The sequence below is a fragment of the Mesorhizobium sp. STM 4661 genome (assembly GCF_000359125.1).
Classification (GTDB): Bacteria; Pseudomonadota; Alphaproteobacteria; order Rhizobiales; family Rhizobiaceae; genus Mesorhizobium.
Genome location: NZ_CAAF010000015.1, coordinates 1 through 18,443 on the forward strand (window position 1 = coordinate 1; position 18,443 = coordinate 18,443).

Sequence of the window (18,443 nt, forward strand, 5' to 3'; positions counted from 1 at the left end):
CTTGTTGTGGGAGAAGGTGGCCTAGCGAAGCGAGGTCGGATGAGGGGTGTTCCAGCTTGGCAATTTGCTTGAAATCGCCGCCGCCTCATTCCTTCCAGCACCCCTTGTCTCGGCGCTGCGCGCCGATCCACCTTCTCCCACAAGAAGGGGAGAAGGTGAGGTGCCCGCTTACGGCTTGCGGATGAAGGCGGCGCCCAGGATGGGTCCGGGCAGGCCGTCCTTGCCGACCGATTGCAGCAGCACGGCGCAGCCGCCCTTCTTCTTGGAAATCTCGCTCATCGGCAGTTCGTAGCGCTGCGCCTTGCCATTCCATATGCCGGCGGTCTGGATGCCGGAGACGGCGTTCCAGTAGGTCATGCTGCGGCCGGTGTTCTCGCCCTTGGCGATCGTGACCGTCTGCGGCGGGTCGAAATAGACGATGACGACGTGGGCGTCGCTGGGGCCGGTTCCGGCATCGCCGGTATCGATCACGACCCGGTCGCTGGTCCGGCTGACCTTGATGCCGACCCGCATGCCTTCGCCTGATTTCTCCATGCGGGCGAGCGCGCCATCGACTTCCCTGCGGCTGGCGCCGTTGACATGGCTGCGGCCATTGATGACGGCCTGCGGCGTATAGACGGACCGGCTGCCGAAGGCGCGCATATAATCGTATTGGCGCTCGGTGTTCTCCTTGCGGCTCAGCGTGTCCTGCCAGCCGAGATAGTCCCAGTAGTCGACATGGTAGGCGAGCGCGACAATGTCCTCCCTGGCGGCAAGCTCGGTGAAGAACTCGTCGGCCGGCGGGCAGGAATTGCAGCCCTGGCTGGTGAAAAGCTCGACCACGCCCAAGGGCCGGTCAGACTGGGGCCTGTCGGCCTCGCCGGCAAAACCATTGCCGGCAAGCACCGAGAAGGCCAGCGCAAGGGCCGCAAGCCGCAATGGTCTTCGAGATGTCATGACCGTTCCAATTCCCGCCGGTGATGCCGGCCTTGTTCTGATTGCTAAAATATGTGGCAGAAGCGACAGTCAACGTGAAGTCACGTTGCGGTGAAATTTTGCCGTTGCAACCACCGGCAAAGGCGCAATAGCAATAGGAGAGACCCTCACTCACAGGTAGCGACCGATTCGGGCGGCAATATCAGAATGTGGCAAACTTTCCTGACGCCGATCGACCTCTATTGCGAGCGGACCGGGCCGGAACTCTGGGCCGAACCGGTCAATGCCTTGACCAATCTCGCCTTCATCGCGGCCGGACTGTGGGGTGTCCGGGAGGTGCGGCGCCGTGGCACCGGCACCTTCGCCGAGATGCTGGCCTGGTGGGTGGTGGCGATCGGCGTCGGCTCGGCGCTGTTCCACACCTTTGGCAATCACGGCACGGCCTGGGCCGACGTGCTGCCGATCGCCGGCTTCACGCTGGCCTACACGCTGTTCAACCTGCGTCGTTTCCTCGGCATGAAATGGGGCAAGGCGATTGTCGTCTTCGTCGCCTTCTATGCCGCCGCCGGGCTGCTCACCTTCGCCGTGCCGGACTGGCTGCGCCAGGCATCGAACGGCACGACCGGCTATCTGCCGCCCTTCCTGGCGCTTGCCTTCTTCGGCGCCTGGGTGGCGGCCAGCGGCAATCGCGCCGGCTGGTACAATCTGGCGGGCTCGGCGATCTTCGTGGTGTCGGTGATCTGCAGGATGATCGACCCGCTGGTCTGCGGCGGCTTTCCGCTCGGCACGCATTTCCTGTGGCACATCCTCAACGCAGTGATGCTCGGCGTGCTGCTGGCGGCGACGGCGCGGTTTGGGAAGGCAGTAGGCAGTAGGCAGTAGGCAGTAGTCCTATTCCCTACTGCCTAAGCCCTATTCCCTTGCTGCCTTATGCAGCTAGATCGCGCAGCACGTACCGCAGGATGCCGCCGTTCTTGAAGTAGTCGAGCTCGTCCAGCGTATCGATGCGGCAGATGATCGGCACGTTCTTCACCGTGCCGTCGCCATAGGTGATCCTGGCGACCATCTTCTGGCGCGGCTTGATGGCGTCCAGCCCGTCGATCTCGACCAGCTCGTCACCCCTAAGGTTGAGCGAGGCCCAGGAGGTGCCTTCCTCGAAGACGAAGGGGATGACGCCCATGCCGACCAGGTTCGAGCGGTGAATGCGCTCGAAGGACTGGGCGATGACCGCGCGGACACCGAGCAGATTCGTTCCCTTGGCGGCCCAGTCACGCGACGAGCCGTTGCCGTATTCGACGCCGGCGAAGATGACCAGCGGCACGCCTTCCTTCTTGTATTCCATGGCGGCGTCGTAGATCGACGTCTCCTCCTTCGACGGATAGTGGATGGTGTAACCGCCCTCGCGGCCGTTCTCGCCCAGCATGTGGTTGCGGATGCGGATGTTGGCGAAGGTGCCGCGCATCATCACCTCGTGGTTGCCGCGCCGCGTGCCGTACTGGTTGAAGTCGGCGACGCCGACGCCATGGTCGGTCAGGTATTTGCCGGCCGGTGAGGCGGCCTTGATGGAACCTGCCGGAGAGATGTGGTCGGTGGTGATCTTGTCGCCGAAGAGACCGAGCACACGGGCGCCCTTGATGTCGCCGATCTTGCCGAAGCCCGACGTCATGCCGGCGAAATAGGGCGGGTTCTGCACATAGGTCGAGTTGTCGTCCCAGGCATAGGTCTGGCCTTCCGGCGCCTTGACGTTCTGCCAGTATTCGTCGCCCTTGAAGACGTCGGCATATTTGCGGGCGAACAGCTCGCGCGTCACGTTCTTCTCGATGAACTCCTGGATCTCGGCTGAGTTCGGCCAGATATCCCTAAGATAGACCGGCTCGCCGTTCTTGTCCTCGCCGAGCGGCTCGGTGGTCAGATCCTTGGTCACCGTCCCGGCCAACGCGTGAGCAACGACCAGCGGCGGCGACGCCAGATAGTTCGCCTGCACGTCGGGCGAGACGCGGCCTTCAAAATTGCGGTTGCCGGAGAGCACCGCGGCAGCGATCAATCCTTTATCGTTGATGGTCTTGGAGATCGGGGCCGGCAGCGGGCCGGAATTGCCGATGCAGGTGGTGCAGCCGAAGCCGACCAGGTTGAAGCCGATCTGGTCGAGCTCCTTCTGCAGGCCTGATTTCTCCAGATATTCGGCCACCACCTGGCTGCCCGGCGCCAGCGAGGTCTTGACCCACGGCTTCTGCTTGAGGCCGAGGCGGTTGGCATTGCGCGCCAACAGCCCGGCGCCGATCAGCACGCTCGGGTTCGAGGTGTTGGTGCAGGAGGTGATAGCGGCGATGACGACATCGCCATGGCCGAGATCATGGTCGGTGCCTTCGACGGCATAGCGCTTGTGGATTTCGGCGGCCTTCTTGTATTCGGTCTCCATCGCCTTGGCGAAGCCGGCCGGAATGCCTTCCAGCGCAACACGCCCTTCCGGGCGCTTGGGGCCGGCCATCGACGGCACGACATCGCCGAGGTCGAGCTCGAGCAGGTCGGTGAAGACCGGATCGGTCGAACCGGTGTCGCGCCATAGGCCTTGCGCCTTGGAATAGGCCTCGACCAGCGCGATGCGGTTCTCCTCGCGGCCGGACATTGTTAAATAGCGGATGGTTTCGCTATCGACCGGGAAAAAACCGCAGGTGGCGCCATATTCGGGCGCCATGTTGCCGATGGTGGCGCGGTCGGCTAGCGTCATATTGGAGAGGCCCGGACCGAAGAACTCGACGAACTTGCCGACGACGCCCTTCTTGCGCAGCATCTGGGTGACGGTCAGCACGAGGTCGGTGGCGGTGACGCCCTCCTTCAGCCTGCCGGTGAGGCGGAAGCCAATGACTTCGGGCAGCAGCATGGAGACGGGCTGGCCGAGCATGGCGGCCTCGGCCTCGATGCCGCCGACGCCCCAGCCGAGCACGCCGAGGCCGTTGATCATGGTGGTGTGCGAATCGGTGCCGACGCAGGTGTCGGGATAGGCGGTGGTTTCGCCGTCCTCGGTGCTGGTCCACACGACCTGGCCGAGATATTCGAGATTGACCTGGTGGCAGATGCCGGTGCCTGGCGGCACGACGCGGAAGTTGCGGAAGGCCTGCTGGCCCCATTTCAGGAATTTGTAGCGCTCTTCGTTGCGCTCATATTCGAGCTCGACATTCCTGGCGAAAGCCATCGGCGTGCCGAATTCGTCGACGATGACGGAGTGGTCGATGACCAGGTCGACCGGCACCAGCGGATTGATCTTCTGCGGGTCGCCGCCGAGCGAGGCCATGGCGTCGCGCATGGCGGCCAGATCGACAACGGCGGGGACGCCGGTGAAATCCTGCATCAGGACACGGGCCGGGCGATAGGCGATCTCGACGCCGGCGGTACCCTTGTCGGTCAGCCAGCCGGCCACCGCCTGGATGCTCTCCTTGGTGACGGAACGGCCGTCCTCGTTGCGCAAAAGGTTCTCCAGCAGCACCTTCATCGAATAGGGCAGCTGGGCGATGCCGGTGAGGCCGTTCTTCTCGGCCTCGATGAGGTCGTAATAGGCATAGTCGGCGCCACCCGCGGTCAGGGTGCGGCGGCAATTGAAACTGTCGAGGGATTTTGACACGTGCGATCCGTCCTTGTCTGTTCAGCCTGAAAGGGAACGGACGCCGATGGCATGCAATCACGCGCAAAGGTGCGGGTACGGCCATTTCCGCTATCCGTTCCCAAGCAACCCGAGCCGTTCAAGGCGGCGCGTGCGCTGGTTCGGCGCAAATTCTGTTCCCGTGCCGACCGCTGGCACGGATGCCCCGCATATAGAGAATTTTCTGGAATAGTTCTAGACAGTCGAAAGGCTATTTTGTGCGATGCGGTGCCTGCCGCGGCGCGGCGTTTTCGGGACGGGCGAGGAATGCGGCTGATCGCCGAAAATCTGGGCGGCGAACGGGGCGGTGAAACGGTGTTTTCCGGCATCGAATTTGCCCTTGATGATGGTCAGGCGCTGATCGTCACCGGACCGAACGGCGTGGGTAAATCGACGCTGCTGAGGGTCATCGCCGGGCTGCTGCCGGCGGTGGAAGGTCGTGTGCGGATCGAGGGCGGAGCCGAGTTTTTTCCGTCGGTCGCCTCGGCCTGCCACTATCTCGGCCACCAGAACGCGATGAAGGCGGCGCTGAGCGTGGCGGAGAATCAGCGCTTCTGGCGCGATTTCTCGGGTGCGGATTTCTTGAGTGTCGAAGAGGCGCTGGAAACGGTGGGGCTCGGCGGCATCGGCCATCTGCCGTTCGGCTATCTCTCGACCGGGCAACGCCGCCGCGCCGCGATCGCAAAATTGCTGGTCAGCCGGCGGCCTTTGTGGCTGCTCGACGAGCCGACGGCGGGATTGGACAAGGCTTCGGAAGAGCGGTTTGGCGAGGTGATGCGTGGGCATCTCGAGGACGGAGGGATGGTCGTTGCGGCGACGCATCTGCCGCTGGGGATCGAGGGGGCGAAGGAATTGAGGATGGGGGAAACTCGGTAATGTCGGCGTTCCCGCCCACCCCCCTCTGTCCTGCCGGACATCTCCCCCGCAAGGGGGGAGATCGGACGTCACATCGGCCTTCGCCAATTACCAGCATTGGAGGAAAGGCGCTATCAGCAGAGCTGCCAATCTCCCCCCTTGCGGGGGAGATGTCCGGCAGGACAGAGGGGGGTGTGAAGGAACGCCGTCGTTGGAGAGAGCGCAGCCAACCCCCAGAAGCGCCTCGCCAATGCTAGCCCTGTTCCTGCGCGACATCCGTCTCAGTATCCGTGCCGGCGGCGGGGCGCTGACCGGCGTGATTTTCTTTCTCGCCGTTATCGTCACCATCCCCTTCGGCGTCGGGCCGGACCTCAATCTGCTTGCCCGCATCGGGCCGGCGATCCTGTGGATATCGGCCTTGCTCGCCTGTCTGCTCGGCCTCGACCGGCTGTTCCAGGCCGACCGGGAAGACGGCTCGCTCGATCTGCTGGTGCTCGGCAACGACCGGCACATGCTGGCGCTGACGGTGCTGGTGAAATGCCTGGCGCATTGGGTGGGCAGCGTGCTGCCGCTGGTCGTCGCCGCACCCTTGCTCGGCCTGTTCATGAATATGGCGCCGGTCGGCATCGGCGCCACGGCGCTGACCCTTCTGGTCGGCACGCCGGCGATCACCTTCATCGGTGCGGCCGGTGCCGCGGTGGCGGTGGCGCTGCCGCGCGGCGGGCTCTTGATCTCGGTGCTGGTGCTGCCGCTGACCATTCCGGTGCTGATCTTCGGCGTCTCGGCAAGCTATGGCGCGGTGGCGGATCCCGATCCGTTCCTGCAGCCCTTCCTCATTCTTGCCGCGCTGACCCTGTTTCTTGCCGTGCTGGGGCCGGTGGCGGCGGCGCTGGCGCTGCGCCACGGAACGGATTAGGGCAAAGGCTGCGGCGCGGCGGCCAATTGCGAAGCCGATGGCACGGGGCTAAGGAAAAGCATGTTCGAACGAGGTGAAATGGCCGGGTTGGAAAGCTGCGCGCTCGCGGAGCGGCAGGCATGAGACTTCCTGTGTCAACCCTTGGTGCTGATGGCACGAGCTGCTGGGTGTTTTTGGGGATCATAGGGGATGGAGGCCCGCCATGCTCTCCAGAGGATGCGCAGCCATGCACGAGCGAGGATGCGCACGGCATGAGGGTGGCGACATCCTCGGCTTCTGGCCTCTTGATAGACTTTCGCGGCCCATGGGCTGGCATGTCTGGAGTTGTCAGCGAAGCAGGTGACAGCGGCGCGCAGGCGTTTGTTGCAGGCGCATCGCCAGGCAACGCTGCGAGATTTTCCGCTTTGATAAGTGACGGGCGCGACACCGGCCTCGGCGGCGAGATGATCCTCGCTTTGGAAGCGGGTGCGCACGTCGCCCAGCTCGGCGGTGATCTGGGCGGCGCAGATTTTTCCGGCGCGCGGAAACGACATGACGATGCGTCCCTCGGGAAGTTCGGCAACGGCATGTTCGATGCGGCTGGAGAGCTTGGCGATCTGGCCAACAAGGCTTTCGAGAGCGGTGGCGATGGCGCGGGCGAGTTCGCCCTTGGCGTCGGCCTCGGCTTCGGCGGCTGTTGGGCTGGGAGCGGAGCGCAGCCGGCCGAGCACATCGGCGACGCTTCGGCGGCCGCAATACTGGTTCTGGGCGAGGAAGGCGGCCATGCGCTTGTCAGCGAGGCGGCTGGCGCTTTCCGGCGTTGGATAGCGCTGGATGAACGCCAGCGCGATCGGGCTTGCGATGTCAGCGAACAGGCCGGCGGCTCCTGGCCAGAAGCTGTCGAGCAGGGCACGCAACTGGTTAGCGAGCACGAGCCTTGTGGCGACGAGATCGTCACGGCCGCGCACCAGCGCCCGCAGCGCCTTGATGGCGTCGGACTGTGGTTTGAGCGGGACCAGCCGGTGACCGTCGGTCCGCGGGACGTCGGCAAGGATGTAGGCGTCACCGTGATCGCTCTTGGCGGCGACGGCGCGATAACGGGGCCGGCAGGCCTTGACGACATTGGGATGAGCCGGGGTGACAACGAACCCGGCCTCGACCAGCACGTCGACGAGAAGCCCGCTGGGCCGCTCGATGGCGATCGGTATCGCACCGGGCGGGCCGTACCGGCGCAGGCGGGCAATGAGATCGGCAAGACCGTCCCGATCATGGGCGACGCTAAAGTGGTCGAGGATCTTGCCGGCGGGGTCGACGATACAAACGGCATGGCTCGATCCGCCCCAATCGAGACCGACGAAAATGGTCATGGATGCACCTCAACAAACTGGAGTATGGTGCCCGGTGCCGGGAGCTCTCGCGGGGTGCTCATCAATCGGCGCTCTGGACGCATCTTGGCCGAATTGTCCGTGGCGCATCTTCCTGTAGCCCGTCTGGAACTCCCGGCCACCGCAACGCCGCGGGTCTCATGCGGGCCCTCGTGGGGCAAGCGACCTTGGCAGTCGTCACGGTGGCGCGGGACCAACGCCCAATCAGCTCTTAAACTGATTCAACGCAATCGTGAGGTTGCCTGATGAGCGTGCATGCGCTCTATGTCACAGCCGCCTATGCCATCACGGCCGTGGTTCTGGCCGGGCTGATCGGCTGGCTCCTCATCGACCAGCGGGCGCGTAAACGGGATCTCGCCGAACTGGAAGCATCCGGCGTGCGACGCCGATCCGACAAGGCTGGGAAATCATGAACACGCAGACAGAGGCACCCGCGCGCCGGCGCCTGATCGTGCTGTTGCCGTTGCTGATCTTCCTTGCGCTGGCGGGGCTGTTCCTGTCGCAGCTTTTGTCCGGCCGTGACGCTTCGGACGTGCCGTCGGCGCTGATCGGCCTGCCGGCGCCACAGACAAACCTGCCGGCGCTGGAGGGTGTGAGCCTGCCCGGCCTCGATTCGAAAGCCTTCGCCGGCAAGGTCACGCTGGTCAATGTCTTTGCATCTTGGTGCGCGCCGTGCCGGGAAGAGAATCCGGTGCTGCTAGCCCTGTCACGGGACAAGCGCTTCGTCATGGCGGCGCTGAACTACAAGGACCGGCCGGAAAATGCCCGCCGCTTCCTTGGCGATCTCGGCAATCCGTTCCAGGCGATCGGCGTCGACGAAGCGGGGCGCGCGGCGATCGATTGGGGTGTCTATGGCGTGCCGGAAACCTTCGTCATCGGCAAGGACGGCAAGATCGCCTACAAGCATGTCGGTCCGCTGACACCAGAGTCGGCTCAGACGCTGCTTTTGCCACAGATCGAGAAAGCGCTGGCGGCACCGGGGTGATGTGTCCGCTAGGCTTCGTCATCCTGGGGCGAAGCAAGGAGCGAAGCGACGCGGCGCAGACCCCGGGATCCATGCCGTGACATCAGCCAAAGAATGCAGCGGGGCAAAATAATCGCCCGCTAAGTGATGCTGGACAGAGATTCTGCACCGTTGCGGATGCTCGAAGGTCACGGCATGGATCCTAGGGTCTGCGCTCCGCTTTGCGTCGCTACGCCCTAGGATGACGAAGGTGATGCTGCTCAGCCGTAGATCTGCTTGTGGACCTGGTAGAGCATTTCTGAGCGGTCGGCACGCATGTCGGCCAGATCGCGGCTGGAGAAACTGTCGATTTCGGCGACGAGGCGATTGTACTGGCGGCGCTTGGCGATGCTTGCGCGAGCGCGGCTCATGAGACTGTCGAGGATCATAGCAAGGTTCCTTCTGTGCCGCATTCCCGCGGCCGGTTGTTCCTCCCTTGATCTATACGGATCATGACATAGTCATTGTGCGTTGCAAAAAGAAGATGTTGCAATGCACCATTGCGCTGCACGCATAGCGGGTTAACGGCGCCGCGGCCATGACTTCGACGAAGCGGCATTCCATCACCCCGTGCCCCATCGATCTGTTTTGTCATACAAATTGCGAGGCTGCGCCACGATCGATCTTGCCATATCGATCGCCGGCTGGCTTGATCGCGCCGACATTGCGATTGCTGACTGGGAGGAAACATGGCCGCCGAAGACTACGAAATTCTCGATCCGCGCTTTGCGCGGCTGTTCAACGGCAATGCGCAAGTGGACAAGCTGTTCACCGGGTGCCGATGGGCGGAAGGGCCGGCCTGGTTCGCGGCCGGCCGCTATGTGGTCTGGTCCGACATCCCCAACAACCGCATGCTGCGCCATGACGAGATCGACGGCAGCGTCGGCGTGTTCCGCCAGCCGTCAGGCAACTCCAACGGCAACACGGTCGACCGGCAGGGCCGGCTGGTCACCTGCGAGCATTCGGGCCGCCGTGTCAGCCGTACCGAGTATGACGGCTCGATCACCACCCTTGCCGCCAAATGGCGCGGCAAGCGGTTCAACTCGCCAAACGATGCCGTGGTGAAGTCCGACGGCTCGATCTGGTTCACCGACCCGACCTATGGCATCGACACGGATTATGAGGGCGACAAGGCCGAGAGCGAGATCGGCGCCTGCCATGTTTACCGGGTCGATCCCGGCACAGGCGATGTCGAGGCGGTCATCACCGACATGGTCAGGCCCAACGGGCTTGCCTTCTCGCTCGACGAGAGCAAGCTTTATGTCGTCGACACCGGCCGCACGCATGGCGCGCAGAATCCGGCGCATATGCGGGTGTTCAATGTCGGCAAGGGCGGCAAGAAGGTTTCGGGCGAAAAAATCTTCGCCGACTGCACGGCCGGCCTGTTCGACGGTTTCCGACTCGACGCGGACGGGCGCATCTGGACGAGTGCGGCCGACGGCATCCATTGCTACGATCCGGACGGAACGCTGATCGGCAAGGTCAAGGTGCCTGAGGTGACCGCCAATTGCGTGTTCGGCGGCAACAAGCTGAACTGCCTCTATATCGCCGGCACGACCTCGCTTTACATGGTCCGGCTGATGGTCAACGGGGCCAAAACCTATTGAGGCTGTTCGAAACTCTTCTCTGGCGGCCTTTGATGGCGTTTTTGCGCTTACCTGCAGTGCCTGCCGCGCCGCGGTTCCCGGTGCCACCACGCGGTTCGCCAGAGCGAATTTCGAATCAGCTTGCTGACGGCAGCCAACACAGTTCAAAGGGAGAACGTCATGCCATTCGTCAACATCCGCATCGTCAAGGAAGTGATCGCCGCCGACCCCGCCGGCAAGAAGGCTGACATCGCCAAAAAGATCACGGCGGCCATCATGGACGCCACCGGATTGGGCAATGACGACGTCTGGGTGGTCTTCGAGGAGGTCAACGCCCGCGATTGGTATGTCGGCAAGACCGATGTCGAGACGCTAAGAGGCAAGAGTTAATTCCGCAGCAGCCGCTTCGGCTTTCGCCAACCACCAGCGCTGGAAGGCAGGCAGATGGAGGCGGCCCGCAGACTGCCGGAGGTGGCGAGGATATCAAGCAAGGGAAGGAACCGGCTCGGGCCATTCTTGTCCGAGGAGAATTACCACATCGTATGTTTGTATTCCTCGTCCAGCCAGCGATCCGTCGCCTCGGCGGAATCGGCGAGCGCCAACTGGTCGCGCATGATCTGGCCGAGCGTCGGCAGCGTCGCGCGGTCGTACCAGGTCTCCGGCTTCCACAGGTCGGAGCGCATGAAGGCCTTGGCGCAATGCATGTAGGCGGCCTTCACCGACACCACGACGACGCTTTGCGGCTCCTTGCCGTCGACGGCGAGGCGCTCGCGCAAGCCGGCATCGACGGTGATGCGGGCATCGCCATTGACGCGCAGTGTCTCGTTCATGCCCGGAATGAGGAACAGCAGGCCGATCGACGGGTTGAGAAGGATGTTCTCCAGCGTATCCAGCCGGTTGTTGCCGGGGCGGTCGGGGATGGCGATGGTCCTCTCGTCGAGCACGGTGGTGAAACCAGGCTTGTCGCCCTTCGGCGTCACGTCGGCATTGCCGGCGCCGTCGGAGGAGCCGATCAGTACGAACGGGCTCTTGCCGATGAAGGAGCGGCAGTGGCCGTCCAGCGCCCTCAACTCCTTACGGATCGAGCCATCGGTCGGCCGGGGCGTCTTGTAGACCGTCCTCAGCTCTTCGCGCGTGGTGATGAACTCCATCCCCGTCTCCCTATTTGCCGGCCTTCTTTGCGTTCTCGGTCTTGTCCTCGAGCGAATGGCGCAGGATCAGCGGCATCTGGCTGAATGTGAACAGAAGCGTGATCGGCATGATGCCCCAGACCTTGAAGGTAACCCATGCATCGGTGGAAAAATTCCGCCAGACCACTTCGTTGACAAGGGCCAGGAACAGGAAGAACAGCCCCCAGCGGAAGGTGAGCTTGCGCCAGCCCTCGGCATCGAGGCTGAAGGCCGAATCGAAGACATAGCCGAGCAGCGATTTGCCGAAGAACAGGCCGCCGAGCAGCGCGCCGCCGAACAGCGTGTTGACGATGGTCGGCTTCATCTTGATGAAGATATCGTCCTGCAGATAAAGTGTCAGCGCGCCGAAGACGAAGACGACGACGCCCGACACCATCGGCATGATCGGCAAGGTGCGGGTGAGCAGCCAGGACGCGATCAGCGCGATCGCGGTCGCGGCCATGAACAGGCCTGTGGCGACGAAGATCGGCCCGCCGAATTCGGCAAGGGCAGGAAATTTCTGCGTCAGCCATTCGCCGCGTGCATTGGCGAAGAAGAACACCATCAGCGGGCCGAGTTCCAGCACCAGCTTGAGCAGCGGATTGACGCTTTCCTTCTTCTGCTTTTGCGGGTCTGACGGGTCGCGTTCGAGAATGGGAGGGTTCATGGTTTCCTTCTTACGCATGATCTTGTCCAAAAAGCCTGCAACTTTTTGAGGTCATGCTTTTTTAGGCCACTCCAGCGATCGCCCTGGCGAATTCGCTTGCCGAGAAAGGTTCGAGGTCGTCGACCTGTTCGCCGACGCCGATGAAATAGACCGGCAATTTATGCTTTGCCGCGATCGCCACCAGAATACCGCCGCGCGCCGTGCCGTCCAGCTTGGTCATCACCAGGCCGTTGACGCCGGCGACATTGCGGAAGATCTCGACCTGGTTGAGCGCGTTCTGGCCGGTGGTGGCGTCGACCGTCTGCAGCACGGTGTGCGGCGCTTCCGGGTCGAGCTTGCCCAGCACGCGCACGATCTTCTCCAGCTCCGCCATCAGCTCGGTCTTGTTCTGCAGGCGGCCGGCGGTATCGATGATCAGCACGTCGGAGCCAGCTTCCTTGGCCCGCTCGAAGGCGTCGTAAGCGAGGCCGGCGGCGTCGGCGCCGAGTTTCGAGGCAATGACCGGCGATTTCGTGCGCTCGCCCCAGATCTTCAACTGCTCGATCGCGGCGGCGCGGAAAGTGTCGCCGGCGGCGAGCATCACCGACAGGCCGCCATCGGTGAGCTTGGCCGCCAGCTTGCCGATGGTCGTGGTCTTGCCGGTGCCGTTGACGCCGACGACCAGGATGACATGCGGCTTGTGGGAAAGGTCGAGCTCCAGCGGCATGGCAACATGGGTCAGCACCTTCTCCACCTCGGCCGCCATAATGGCGCGCACTTCGGTATCGGAGACATCCTTGCCGTAGCGGCTGGCGGCCAGCGCATCGGTGACGCGCAGGGCGGTTTCCATACCGAGGTCGGCGCGGATCAGCACGTCCTCCAGATCCTGCAGCGTGTCCTCGTCGAGCTTCCTCTTGGTAAAGACGCCGGCGATGTTGCCGGTGAGCTCCCGGGATGAACGGGCGAGCCCGTCCTTCATGCGCTGGAACCATGAGCGCCTTGGCGCCGGCTCCGGCGCCTTCTGCGGTTCCGCCTTCTGCTCGACCTTCTTGGTGACGGTCACCTTGCCGACCGCAGGTTTTGGCTCGGGTGCGGGTTGCGGGACGGGCTCGGGCTTTACCTCCCCATCGAGGGGAGGGTGAGGCGCTGGTATGGCCTCGGGTTCGGGCGCGATCTCGGCACGTACCGGCTGTGTCTCGACCGGCGCTGGCTGGCGAATGGGGGGCGGGATTTCGGCCGGCGGGGCTACGGGTTCACGCGTTGCCGGGGGCGGCTCGACGACAGGCTGCGGCGGCACCTCGACAGGTGCGGGTTCCGGTTGTTTTTCCGGCTGAGGCGGGACGATCTCCGGTTGCCTCGGCTTCGGCTCAGGAGTTTTCTGAGGCCCCGGCGGCCGAGTCGGCTTGGGGGTCGCCGGAATCTCCCCGGGCACCGGCTGCTCAGCAGGCGCTTCAGGTTTCGCTGGGGGCTGCTCGACCGGCGCAGGCTCCGGCTGGACTTCCGGTTCGGGCGGAATTGACGGTGTCGGTTCGGGCGGCGGCTCCTCGGCCGGCGCTTCCGGTTCGACCGGTTGCGGCTCGACCGGCGCAGGCTCCGGCTGGACCTCCGGCTCGGACGGAATGGTCGGGGCCGGTTCGGGCTTTGGCTCTTCGGGCGCGGGCCTTACCTCCCCCTCGATGGGGGAGGTCCCGAGCGCAGCTCGGGGGTGGGGGTGACTGGCGCCGGCGCTGTCACCCCGCCCCGCCGCTTCAGGGCGACCCTCCCCATCAAGGGGAGGGTGAGGAACGGTCTGCTCGGCCGCCGGCTTCAGCGCCTCCAGCGCGTCCCATTTGATCGGCGGCAGCGGGGCGGTCTCGTCGATGCGCTCCTCGACGACTTCCTTCCTGCCGAACGAAAATATCTTCTTGAAAAAACCAGCCATGCTTCAACTGTCTCAGGCGGCGCGGGCAGCAAGCGGCGCCGCGATCAGGCTGATACCGTCATGGCCGGCGATATCAGCCTCGACGATCTCGCCCGGCCCGCCCGCAGCGATCGCGGCTAGTGTAAACCCTTCGGTGCGGCCGAGGCCGTCGCGCTCGACCAGGATCGACTGGCGGGTGCCGGCGAGCGAAGACAAATGCCTGATATAAGCGGCTTCACCGGCTGCGCGCAGCCGGGCGGCGCGTTGCTTGACCACTTCGCGGCGGAGCTGCGGCATACGCGCGGCCGGTGTGCCTTCGCGTGGGCTGAACGGAAAGACGTGCAGATGCGTCAGGCCGCACTCCTCGACGATTTTCAGCGAATTCTCGAACATCGCCTCGGTCTCGGTCGGGAAGCCGGCGATGATGTCGGCGCCGAAGACGATGCCGGGGCGCAGTTTCCTGACATCCTCGCAGAAGCGGATCGACTGGTCTCGGCTGTGCCGACGCTTCATCCGCTTCAGGATCATGTCGTCGCCGGATTGCAGCGACAGATGCAGATGCGGCATCAGCCGTGGCTCGGTGGCAATGGCGTCGAGCAAATCATCGTCGGCCTCGATCGAATCGATGGAAGAAAGCCGCAGGCGTTTTACGCCGGGCACCTGCTTCAGGATCGTCTTGACCAATTTGCCAAGCTTCGGGGCGCCCGGCAGGTCGGCGCCGAAGCTGGTCATGTCGACCCCGGTCAGCACGATCTCGGCATAGCCATTGTCGCTGAGCCGCTTGACCTGCTCGACCACGGCGCCCATCGGCACCGAGCGCGAATTGCCGCGGCCATAGGGAATGATGCAGAAGGTGCAGCGGTGGTCGCAGCCATTCTGCACCTGGACGAAGGCGCGCGCCCGGCCCTCGATGGCGTCGACCATGTGGCCGGCCGTCTCGCGCACCGAGAAGATGTCGTTGACGCGCGCCTTCTCGGTGTCGTTGACGCCGAAATCGGGCAGCGCGCGATAGGAATGCGCCTTGAGCTTCTCCTCATTGCCGAGCACGAGATCGACCTCGTCCATGGCGGTGAAATTCCGCGGCTCGGTCTGCGCGGCGCAGCCGGTGACGATGATGCGGGCGGCCGGGTTCTCGCGGCGGGCCTTGCGGATCGACTGCCTGGCCTGGCGCACCGCCTCGCCGGTGACCGCGCAGGTGTTGAAGATGATGGCGCCGCCTTCCAGCGTACCGAGGCCGGCGCTTTCCGCCTCGCGGCGCATCACTTCGGATTCGTAGGTGTTCAGCCGGCAGCCGAAGGTGACGACCTCAATGCCGTTGGAAATTGGGCCCTTGGAGACAGCGCCCATCAGGCGGCGCTTTCGGTGTCGCGCGCCCAGACGCCGGTCGACGGGTCGAAGCTGCCGGAAAATTCCCATTCGGCGGCCCCGGTGAGGATGACGTGGTCGTCGTCGCGCCATTCGACATGGAGCGAGCCGCCGCCGGGCGTCATCAGCGTGACGCTGCGTCCGGTGCGCTTGGTGCGGGCGGCAGCGACGACGGCGGCACATGCGGCCGAGCCGCAGGCCTTGGTCAGGCCGGCGCCGCGCTCCCAGGTGCGGATGACCATGGTCTCTGGCGAGGTCACCTGAGCAATCGTGATGTTGGCGCGCTCGGGGAAGATCGGATGGTTCTCGAGCAACGGGCCGAAACGGTCGAGCTCGTAGGACCAGACGTCGCGGTCGACCCAGAAGATGGCGTGCGGATTGCCCATCGAGACGACCGAGGGCGAATGCAGCACCGGCGCGTCGATCGGGCCGATCTGCAATTCGATCATGCGGGTGTCGCGGAACTCCTCGGCCAACGGGATGTCCCGCCAGCCAAAACGCGGTGTGCCCATGTCGACCGAGATCGACCCGTCGGCATGTTCCCTGGCATTGAGGATGCCGGCAACGGTCTCGAAGGTGAAGGTCTTGCGGCCAGTCTCGGCGGCGAGCGCCTGGACGACGCAGCGCATGCCGTTGCCGCAAGCCTGCGCACCGGTGCCGTCGGAATTCAATATGTCGATGAAAAAGGCCGTGCCCGGGGTTCTGGCGTCGTGGATCGCCATGATCTGATCGAATTTCGTGGCAGTGTCGCCATTCAGCGCAATGGCTGCCGAAGGTGTGACCCGATCGACGCGACCGCGCATATCGGCAACGATGATCTCGTTGCCGATGCCGTTCATCTTGGCGAAGGGGGCAGTGCCTGCCATTGCTCCGGTGGTTCCGCGTCCGTTGGCCGTGTCCGTTTGGCGCTATATGGCGGAAACGGGCCGGAATTACCAGTGCGGCGCGCCGTTCACGTCACCGCGAAGACGCCGAGCACGATGAGCAGGAAGATGAGGAGAACGATGCCGATGAGAATGCGGGCGCCGGTGGCGGCGGCTCCGGCCAGCGCCGGCATGCCGAGCAGGCTTGCCGCGGCAGCGACGATCAGAAGAATGATGATCCATTTGATCATGGAAATCAGCTCCCGGCCAAAATGCGTTGTGGGGCAAACGCGTTTCCAAGGCTTGGGTTCCGCCGCCTGACCCCTGCCATCTGTCAAGCAGCGGATAATCAGACCGTCGGCACGTCCCAGATCTCGCCGGGCCGCAAGGCGCGAAAGCATTCCCGCGGCAGGCCTTCGGCGTCCAGTGCCTCGGCCAGTTTCCGGGCCGGTTCGTCGATCGGCTCGTTGGTGAGCTGGAACGTGCCCCAGTGGCAGCCGGCGGCATGGGCGGCGTTGCAAAGCTTCATGCCTTGCACCGCCTCCTCCGGGTTCTGGTGCTGCGGCGCCATGAACCAGCGCGGCTCATAGGCGCCGATCGGCAGGATGGCGAGGCGGAAGCCGCCATGTTTCTCGGCCATCAGCCGGTAATTGGTGCCGCCGTGGAAACCGGTGTCGCCGGCGAAATAGACCTTTCCGGCCGGAGTCTCGACCACGAAACCCGCCCACAGCGCCATGCGCCGGTCGCGCGCGCCGCGCGCCGACCAGTGATGCACCGGCTCGACATGCACGGCGACCTCCTTCGTGATGTCGACCCGGTCGCCCCAGTCATGCACCGACAGCCGCATGCCAGGCACGGCGTCGTCGATGACGGCGTCGTTGCCGAGCGGCGTCAGCACCAGCGGGTCGTGCCTGGCCTTCAGCCGCTTCAGCGTGGCGAGGTCGAGATGGTCGTAGTGGTTGTGGCTGACCAGAACGAGGTCGATCGGCGGCAAATTGGAAAAGGCGATGCCCGGCGGATTGACCCGTTTCGGCCCGGCAAAGGAGAGTGGCGAGACGCGGGGCGACCAGACCGGATCGGTGAGGATGTTCAGCCCGGCCGTCTGGATGAGCAGCGAGGAATGGCCGACCATGGTGAGCCGCAGGCCGGCGCCCTCGATGCGCTCGGCCGGTCTTGCCTGGTGAAACGGGCTTGGGTGGGCCGCCGGCCATTTGGAGCGTTCGCCGCCCAGCTGCCATTTCAGCAGGTCGGAAAAACGGCCCGGCGGCTTGCCATTTGGGTTGAAGAACAAGGTGCCGTCGAAATGATCGCTGGGCGGGCCGCTGTAGTAGCGATTGGCGGCTCTCTTTCTCGCGGCCAAGGTTTCGGCTCCGGCAGATTTCGGTTTCATCACAGATAGGGCTGAAGCCGGTTAGCGCAAGCACTTGGTGGGCCGCCGGCCGCCAAGCGAAGATGGTTTCCGCCAATCTTGAAAGTTTGCGATTTGCCGCTGAAGGACGGTATCGTGAGTCAGTAACCGTGATAAATTTGCCACAAATCTTACCGCAAACCGTATTTTAACCATATCGGGTTGAAATTTCGCCACCTTCTCCATCTTGGTGAGGGAAGCGGACGGCAGCCCCAGCCGGATCCGACGGAGGTTGGAATGATTCTTTCGAAAACCGGTCTCGTGGCCGTATCGCTTGCCGCTCTCGTTGCGAGCGGCTGTTCGACCTCACGGTTCTCGTCGATGGATGAGCAGCAGCCGGCGCCGCTGGAGGCCGCGCCCGCCGGCAAGGTGACCGGAAACCAGTTGCCGCCGCCGGCATCGCCCGGCACGACCGATCCGTCGAAATTTCCGACCGCACCGCAGACCGCGCCAAACACGCAAGTCGCCTCGCTGCCGCCGGATGGAACGGCGCCAGCCGGAGCTCCGGATCTGACGGCGGCCAGCGTCGCCGGCGTCTGGAACGCCAGCGTATCGGGCCAGAGCTGCAAGGTGGCGACGCCGCAGACCAAGTTCGGCTCCGGCTACCGTGCCGGACCGTTGCAGTGCCCGGCGCCGATCGACGGCATCAAATCCTGGAGCGTCGCCGGCAAGCAGCTGACGCTTTACGACGAAAATGGCGGCGCGCTGGCGCGGCTCTATTCATCGGGTGGAGAGAAATTCGACGGCCAGACTTCCAACGGCCTGCCGATCTCGCTTACAAGGTAGGCAGACCCGCCCCTTATCTGTTTTACGCAA

The 18,443-nt window shown here is 64.2% G+C and carries 19 protein-coding genes; 8 read left to right on the plus strand and 11 right to left on the minus strand.

Translation table 11 applies throughout. The features are described from left to right. Window positions 1–168: 168 nt before the first annotated feature. Entirely contained in the window at window positions 169–936 is a 768-nt protein-coding gene (locus tag MESS4_RS04290; protein ID WP_036240679.1) for a thioredoxin family protein, read from the minus strand. 186 nt (window positions 937–1,122) lie between these two features. Here MESS4_RS04290 and MESS4_RS04295 point away from each other — a divergent pair, with 186 nt between their 5' ends. Continuing rightward, complete coding sequence (locus tag MESS4_RS04295) at window positions 1,123–1,797, plus strand: ceramidase domain-containing protein (RefSeq protein ID WP_006327001.1); 675 nt, start codon at window positions 1,123–1,125, stop codon at window positions 1,795–1,797. A 46-nt stretch (window positions 1,798–1,843) separates the two neighbouring features. Here MESS4_RS04295 and acnA read toward each other — a convergent pair whose 3' ends face one another. After that, window positions 1,844–4,534 carry an aconitate hydratase AcnA gene (acnA, locus tag MESS4_RS04300; RefSeq protein ID WP_006327002.1) on the minus strand — a complete coding sequence of 897 codons (2,691 nt, stop codon included), beginning with the start codon at window positions 4,532–4,534 and terminating at the stop codon, window positions 1,844–1,846. A gap of 285 nt (window positions 4,535–4,819) precedes the next feature. Between acnA and ccmA the strand changes: the two genes are divergently transcribed. Both ccmA and ccmB read left to right on the plus strand, forming a co-directional pair. Next, window positions 4,820–5,428, plus strand: coding sequence for a heme ABC exporter ATP-binding protein CcmA (gene ccmA, locus MESS4_RS04305; RefSeq protein WP_006327004.1), 609 nt, complete (start codon window positions 4,820–4,822; stop codon window positions 5,426–5,428). Window positions 5,429–5,657: 229 nt separating this feature from the next. Then, entirely contained in the window at window positions 5,658–6,323 is a 666-nt protein-coding gene (gene ccmB, locus MESS4_RS04310; protein ID WP_006327005.1) for a heme exporter protein CcmB, read from the plus strand. Window positions 6,324–6,457: 134 nt separating this feature from the next. On the opposite strand, the gene MESS4_RS04315 is transcribed toward ccmB, so the two are convergent. Further along, window positions 6,458–7,669: an IS110 family transposase gene (locus MESS4_RS04315; protein WP_006327006.1), complete on the minus strand. Its 1,212-nt coding sequence runs from the start codon at window positions 7,667–7,669 to the stop codon at window positions 6,458–6,460. Between the two features lie 263 nt (window positions 7,670–7,932). Here MESS4_RS04315 and ccmD point away from each other — a divergent pair, with 263 nt between their 5' ends. Together ccmD and MESS4_RS04325 are read left to right on the plus strand one after the other, a co-directional pair. Further along, window positions 7,933–8,100 (plus strand): heme exporter protein CcmD, encoded by a 168-nt coding sequence (gene ccmD / locus MESS4_RS04320; RefSeq protein ID WP_006327007.1) that lies wholly within the window; start codon window positions 7,933–7,935, stop codon window positions 8,098–8,100. After that, entirely contained in the window at window positions 8,097–8,672 is a 576-nt protein-coding gene (locus MESS4_RS04325) for a DsbE family thiol:disulfide interchange protein (RefSeq protein ID WP_006327009.1), read from the plus strand. The genes ccmD and MESS4_RS04325 overlap by 4 nt, the downstream gene beginning before the upstream one ends. 239 nt (window positions 8,673–8,911) lie before the next feature. Here MESS4_RS04325 and MESS4_RS31685 read toward each other — a convergent pair whose 3' ends face one another. Then, window positions 8,912–9,079 (minus strand): hypothetical protein, encoded by a 168-nt coding sequence (locus MESS4_RS31685; RefSeq protein ID WP_006327010.1) that lies wholly within the window; start codon window positions 9,077–9,079, stop codon window positions 8,912–8,914. Window positions 9,080–9,379: 300 nt separating this feature from the next. Here MESS4_RS31685 and MESS4_RS04330 point away from each other — a divergent pair, with 300 nt between their 5' ends. Together MESS4_RS04330 and MESS4_RS04335 are read left to right on the plus strand one after the other, a co-directional pair. After that, on the plus strand, window positions 9,380–10,297 hold the full coding sequence (locus tag MESS4_RS04330) for an SMP-30/gluconolactonase/LRE family protein (protein ID WP_006327020.1): 918 nt from the start codon (window positions 9,380–9,382) through the stop codon (window positions 10,295–10,297). A gap of 159 nt (window positions 10,298–10,456) precedes the next feature. Next, entirely contained in the window at window positions 10,457–10,666 is a 210-nt protein-coding gene (locus MESS4_RS04335) for a 4-oxalocrotonate tautomerase family protein (protein ID WP_006327023.1), read from the plus strand. Window positions 10,667–10,806: 140 nt separating this feature from the next. On the opposite strand, the gene MESS4_RS04340 is transcribed toward MESS4_RS04335, so the two are convergent. From MESS4_RS04340 to MESS4_RS04370, 7 genes are all read right to left on the minus strand, one after another. Beyond that, window positions 10,807–11,427: a pyridoxamine 5'-phosphate oxidase family protein gene (locus MESS4_RS04340; RefSeq protein ID WP_006327026.1), complete on the minus strand. Its 621-nt coding sequence runs from the start codon at window positions 11,425–11,427 to the stop codon at window positions 10,807–10,809. A 10-nt stretch (window positions 11,428–11,437) separates the two neighbouring features. Continuing rightward, window positions 11,438–12,112, minus strand: coding sequence for a septation protein A (locus tag MESS4_RS04345; protein ID WP_006327028.1), 675 nt, complete (start codon window positions 12,110–12,112; stop codon window positions 11,438–11,440). 61 nt (window positions 12,113–12,173) lie between these two features. Further along, window positions 12,174–14,012, minus strand: coding sequence for a signal recognition particle-docking protein FtsY (gene ftsY / locus MESS4_RS04350; RefSeq protein WP_006327029.1), 1,839 nt, complete (start codon window positions 14,010–14,012; stop codon window positions 12,174–12,176). Window positions 14,013–14,024: 12 nt separating this feature from the next. After that, complete coding sequence (mtaB, locus tag MESS4_RS04355; protein ID WP_006327030.1) at window positions 14,025–15,338, minus strand: tRNA (N(6)-L-threonylcarbamoyladenosine(37)-C(2))-methylthiotransferase MtaB; 1,314 nt, start codon at window positions 15,336–15,338, stop codon at window positions 14,025–14,027. Then, window positions 15,338–16,222 (minus strand): diaminopimelate epimerase, encoded by an 885-nt coding sequence (gene dapF, locus MESS4_RS04360; RefSeq protein ID WP_006327032.1) that lies wholly within the window; start codon window positions 16,220–16,222, stop codon window positions 15,338–15,340. The genes mtaB and dapF overlap by 1 nt, the downstream gene beginning before the upstream one ends. 86 nt (window positions 16,223–16,308) lie before the next feature. Beyond that, window positions 16,309–16,470: a DUF1328 family protein gene (locus tag MESS4_RS31690; protein ID WP_006327034.1), complete on the minus strand. Its 162-nt coding sequence runs from the start codon at window positions 16,468–16,470 to the stop codon at window positions 16,309–16,311. A gap of 98 nt (window positions 16,471–16,568) precedes the next feature. Continuing rightward, the gene (locus tag MESS4_RS04370) at window positions 16,569–17,579 is read right to left on the minus strand and encodes an MBL fold metallo-hydrolase (protein ID WP_081609637.1); all 1,011 of its coding nucleotides are present in this window, start codon (window positions 17,577–17,579) and stop codon (window positions 16,569–16,571) included. A 285-nt stretch (window positions 17,580–17,864) separates the two neighbouring features. Here MESS4_RS04370 and MESS4_RS04375 point away from each other — a divergent pair, with 285 nt between their 5' ends. After that, window positions 17,865–18,413 carry a protease inhibitor Inh/omp19 family protein gene (locus MESS4_RS04375; RefSeq protein WP_006327039.1) on the plus strand — a complete coding sequence of 183 codons (549 nt, stop codon included), beginning with the start codon at window positions 17,865–17,867 and terminating at the stop codon, window positions 18,411–18,413. The last annotated feature ends 30 nt before the right edge of the window (window positions 18,414–18,443 follow it).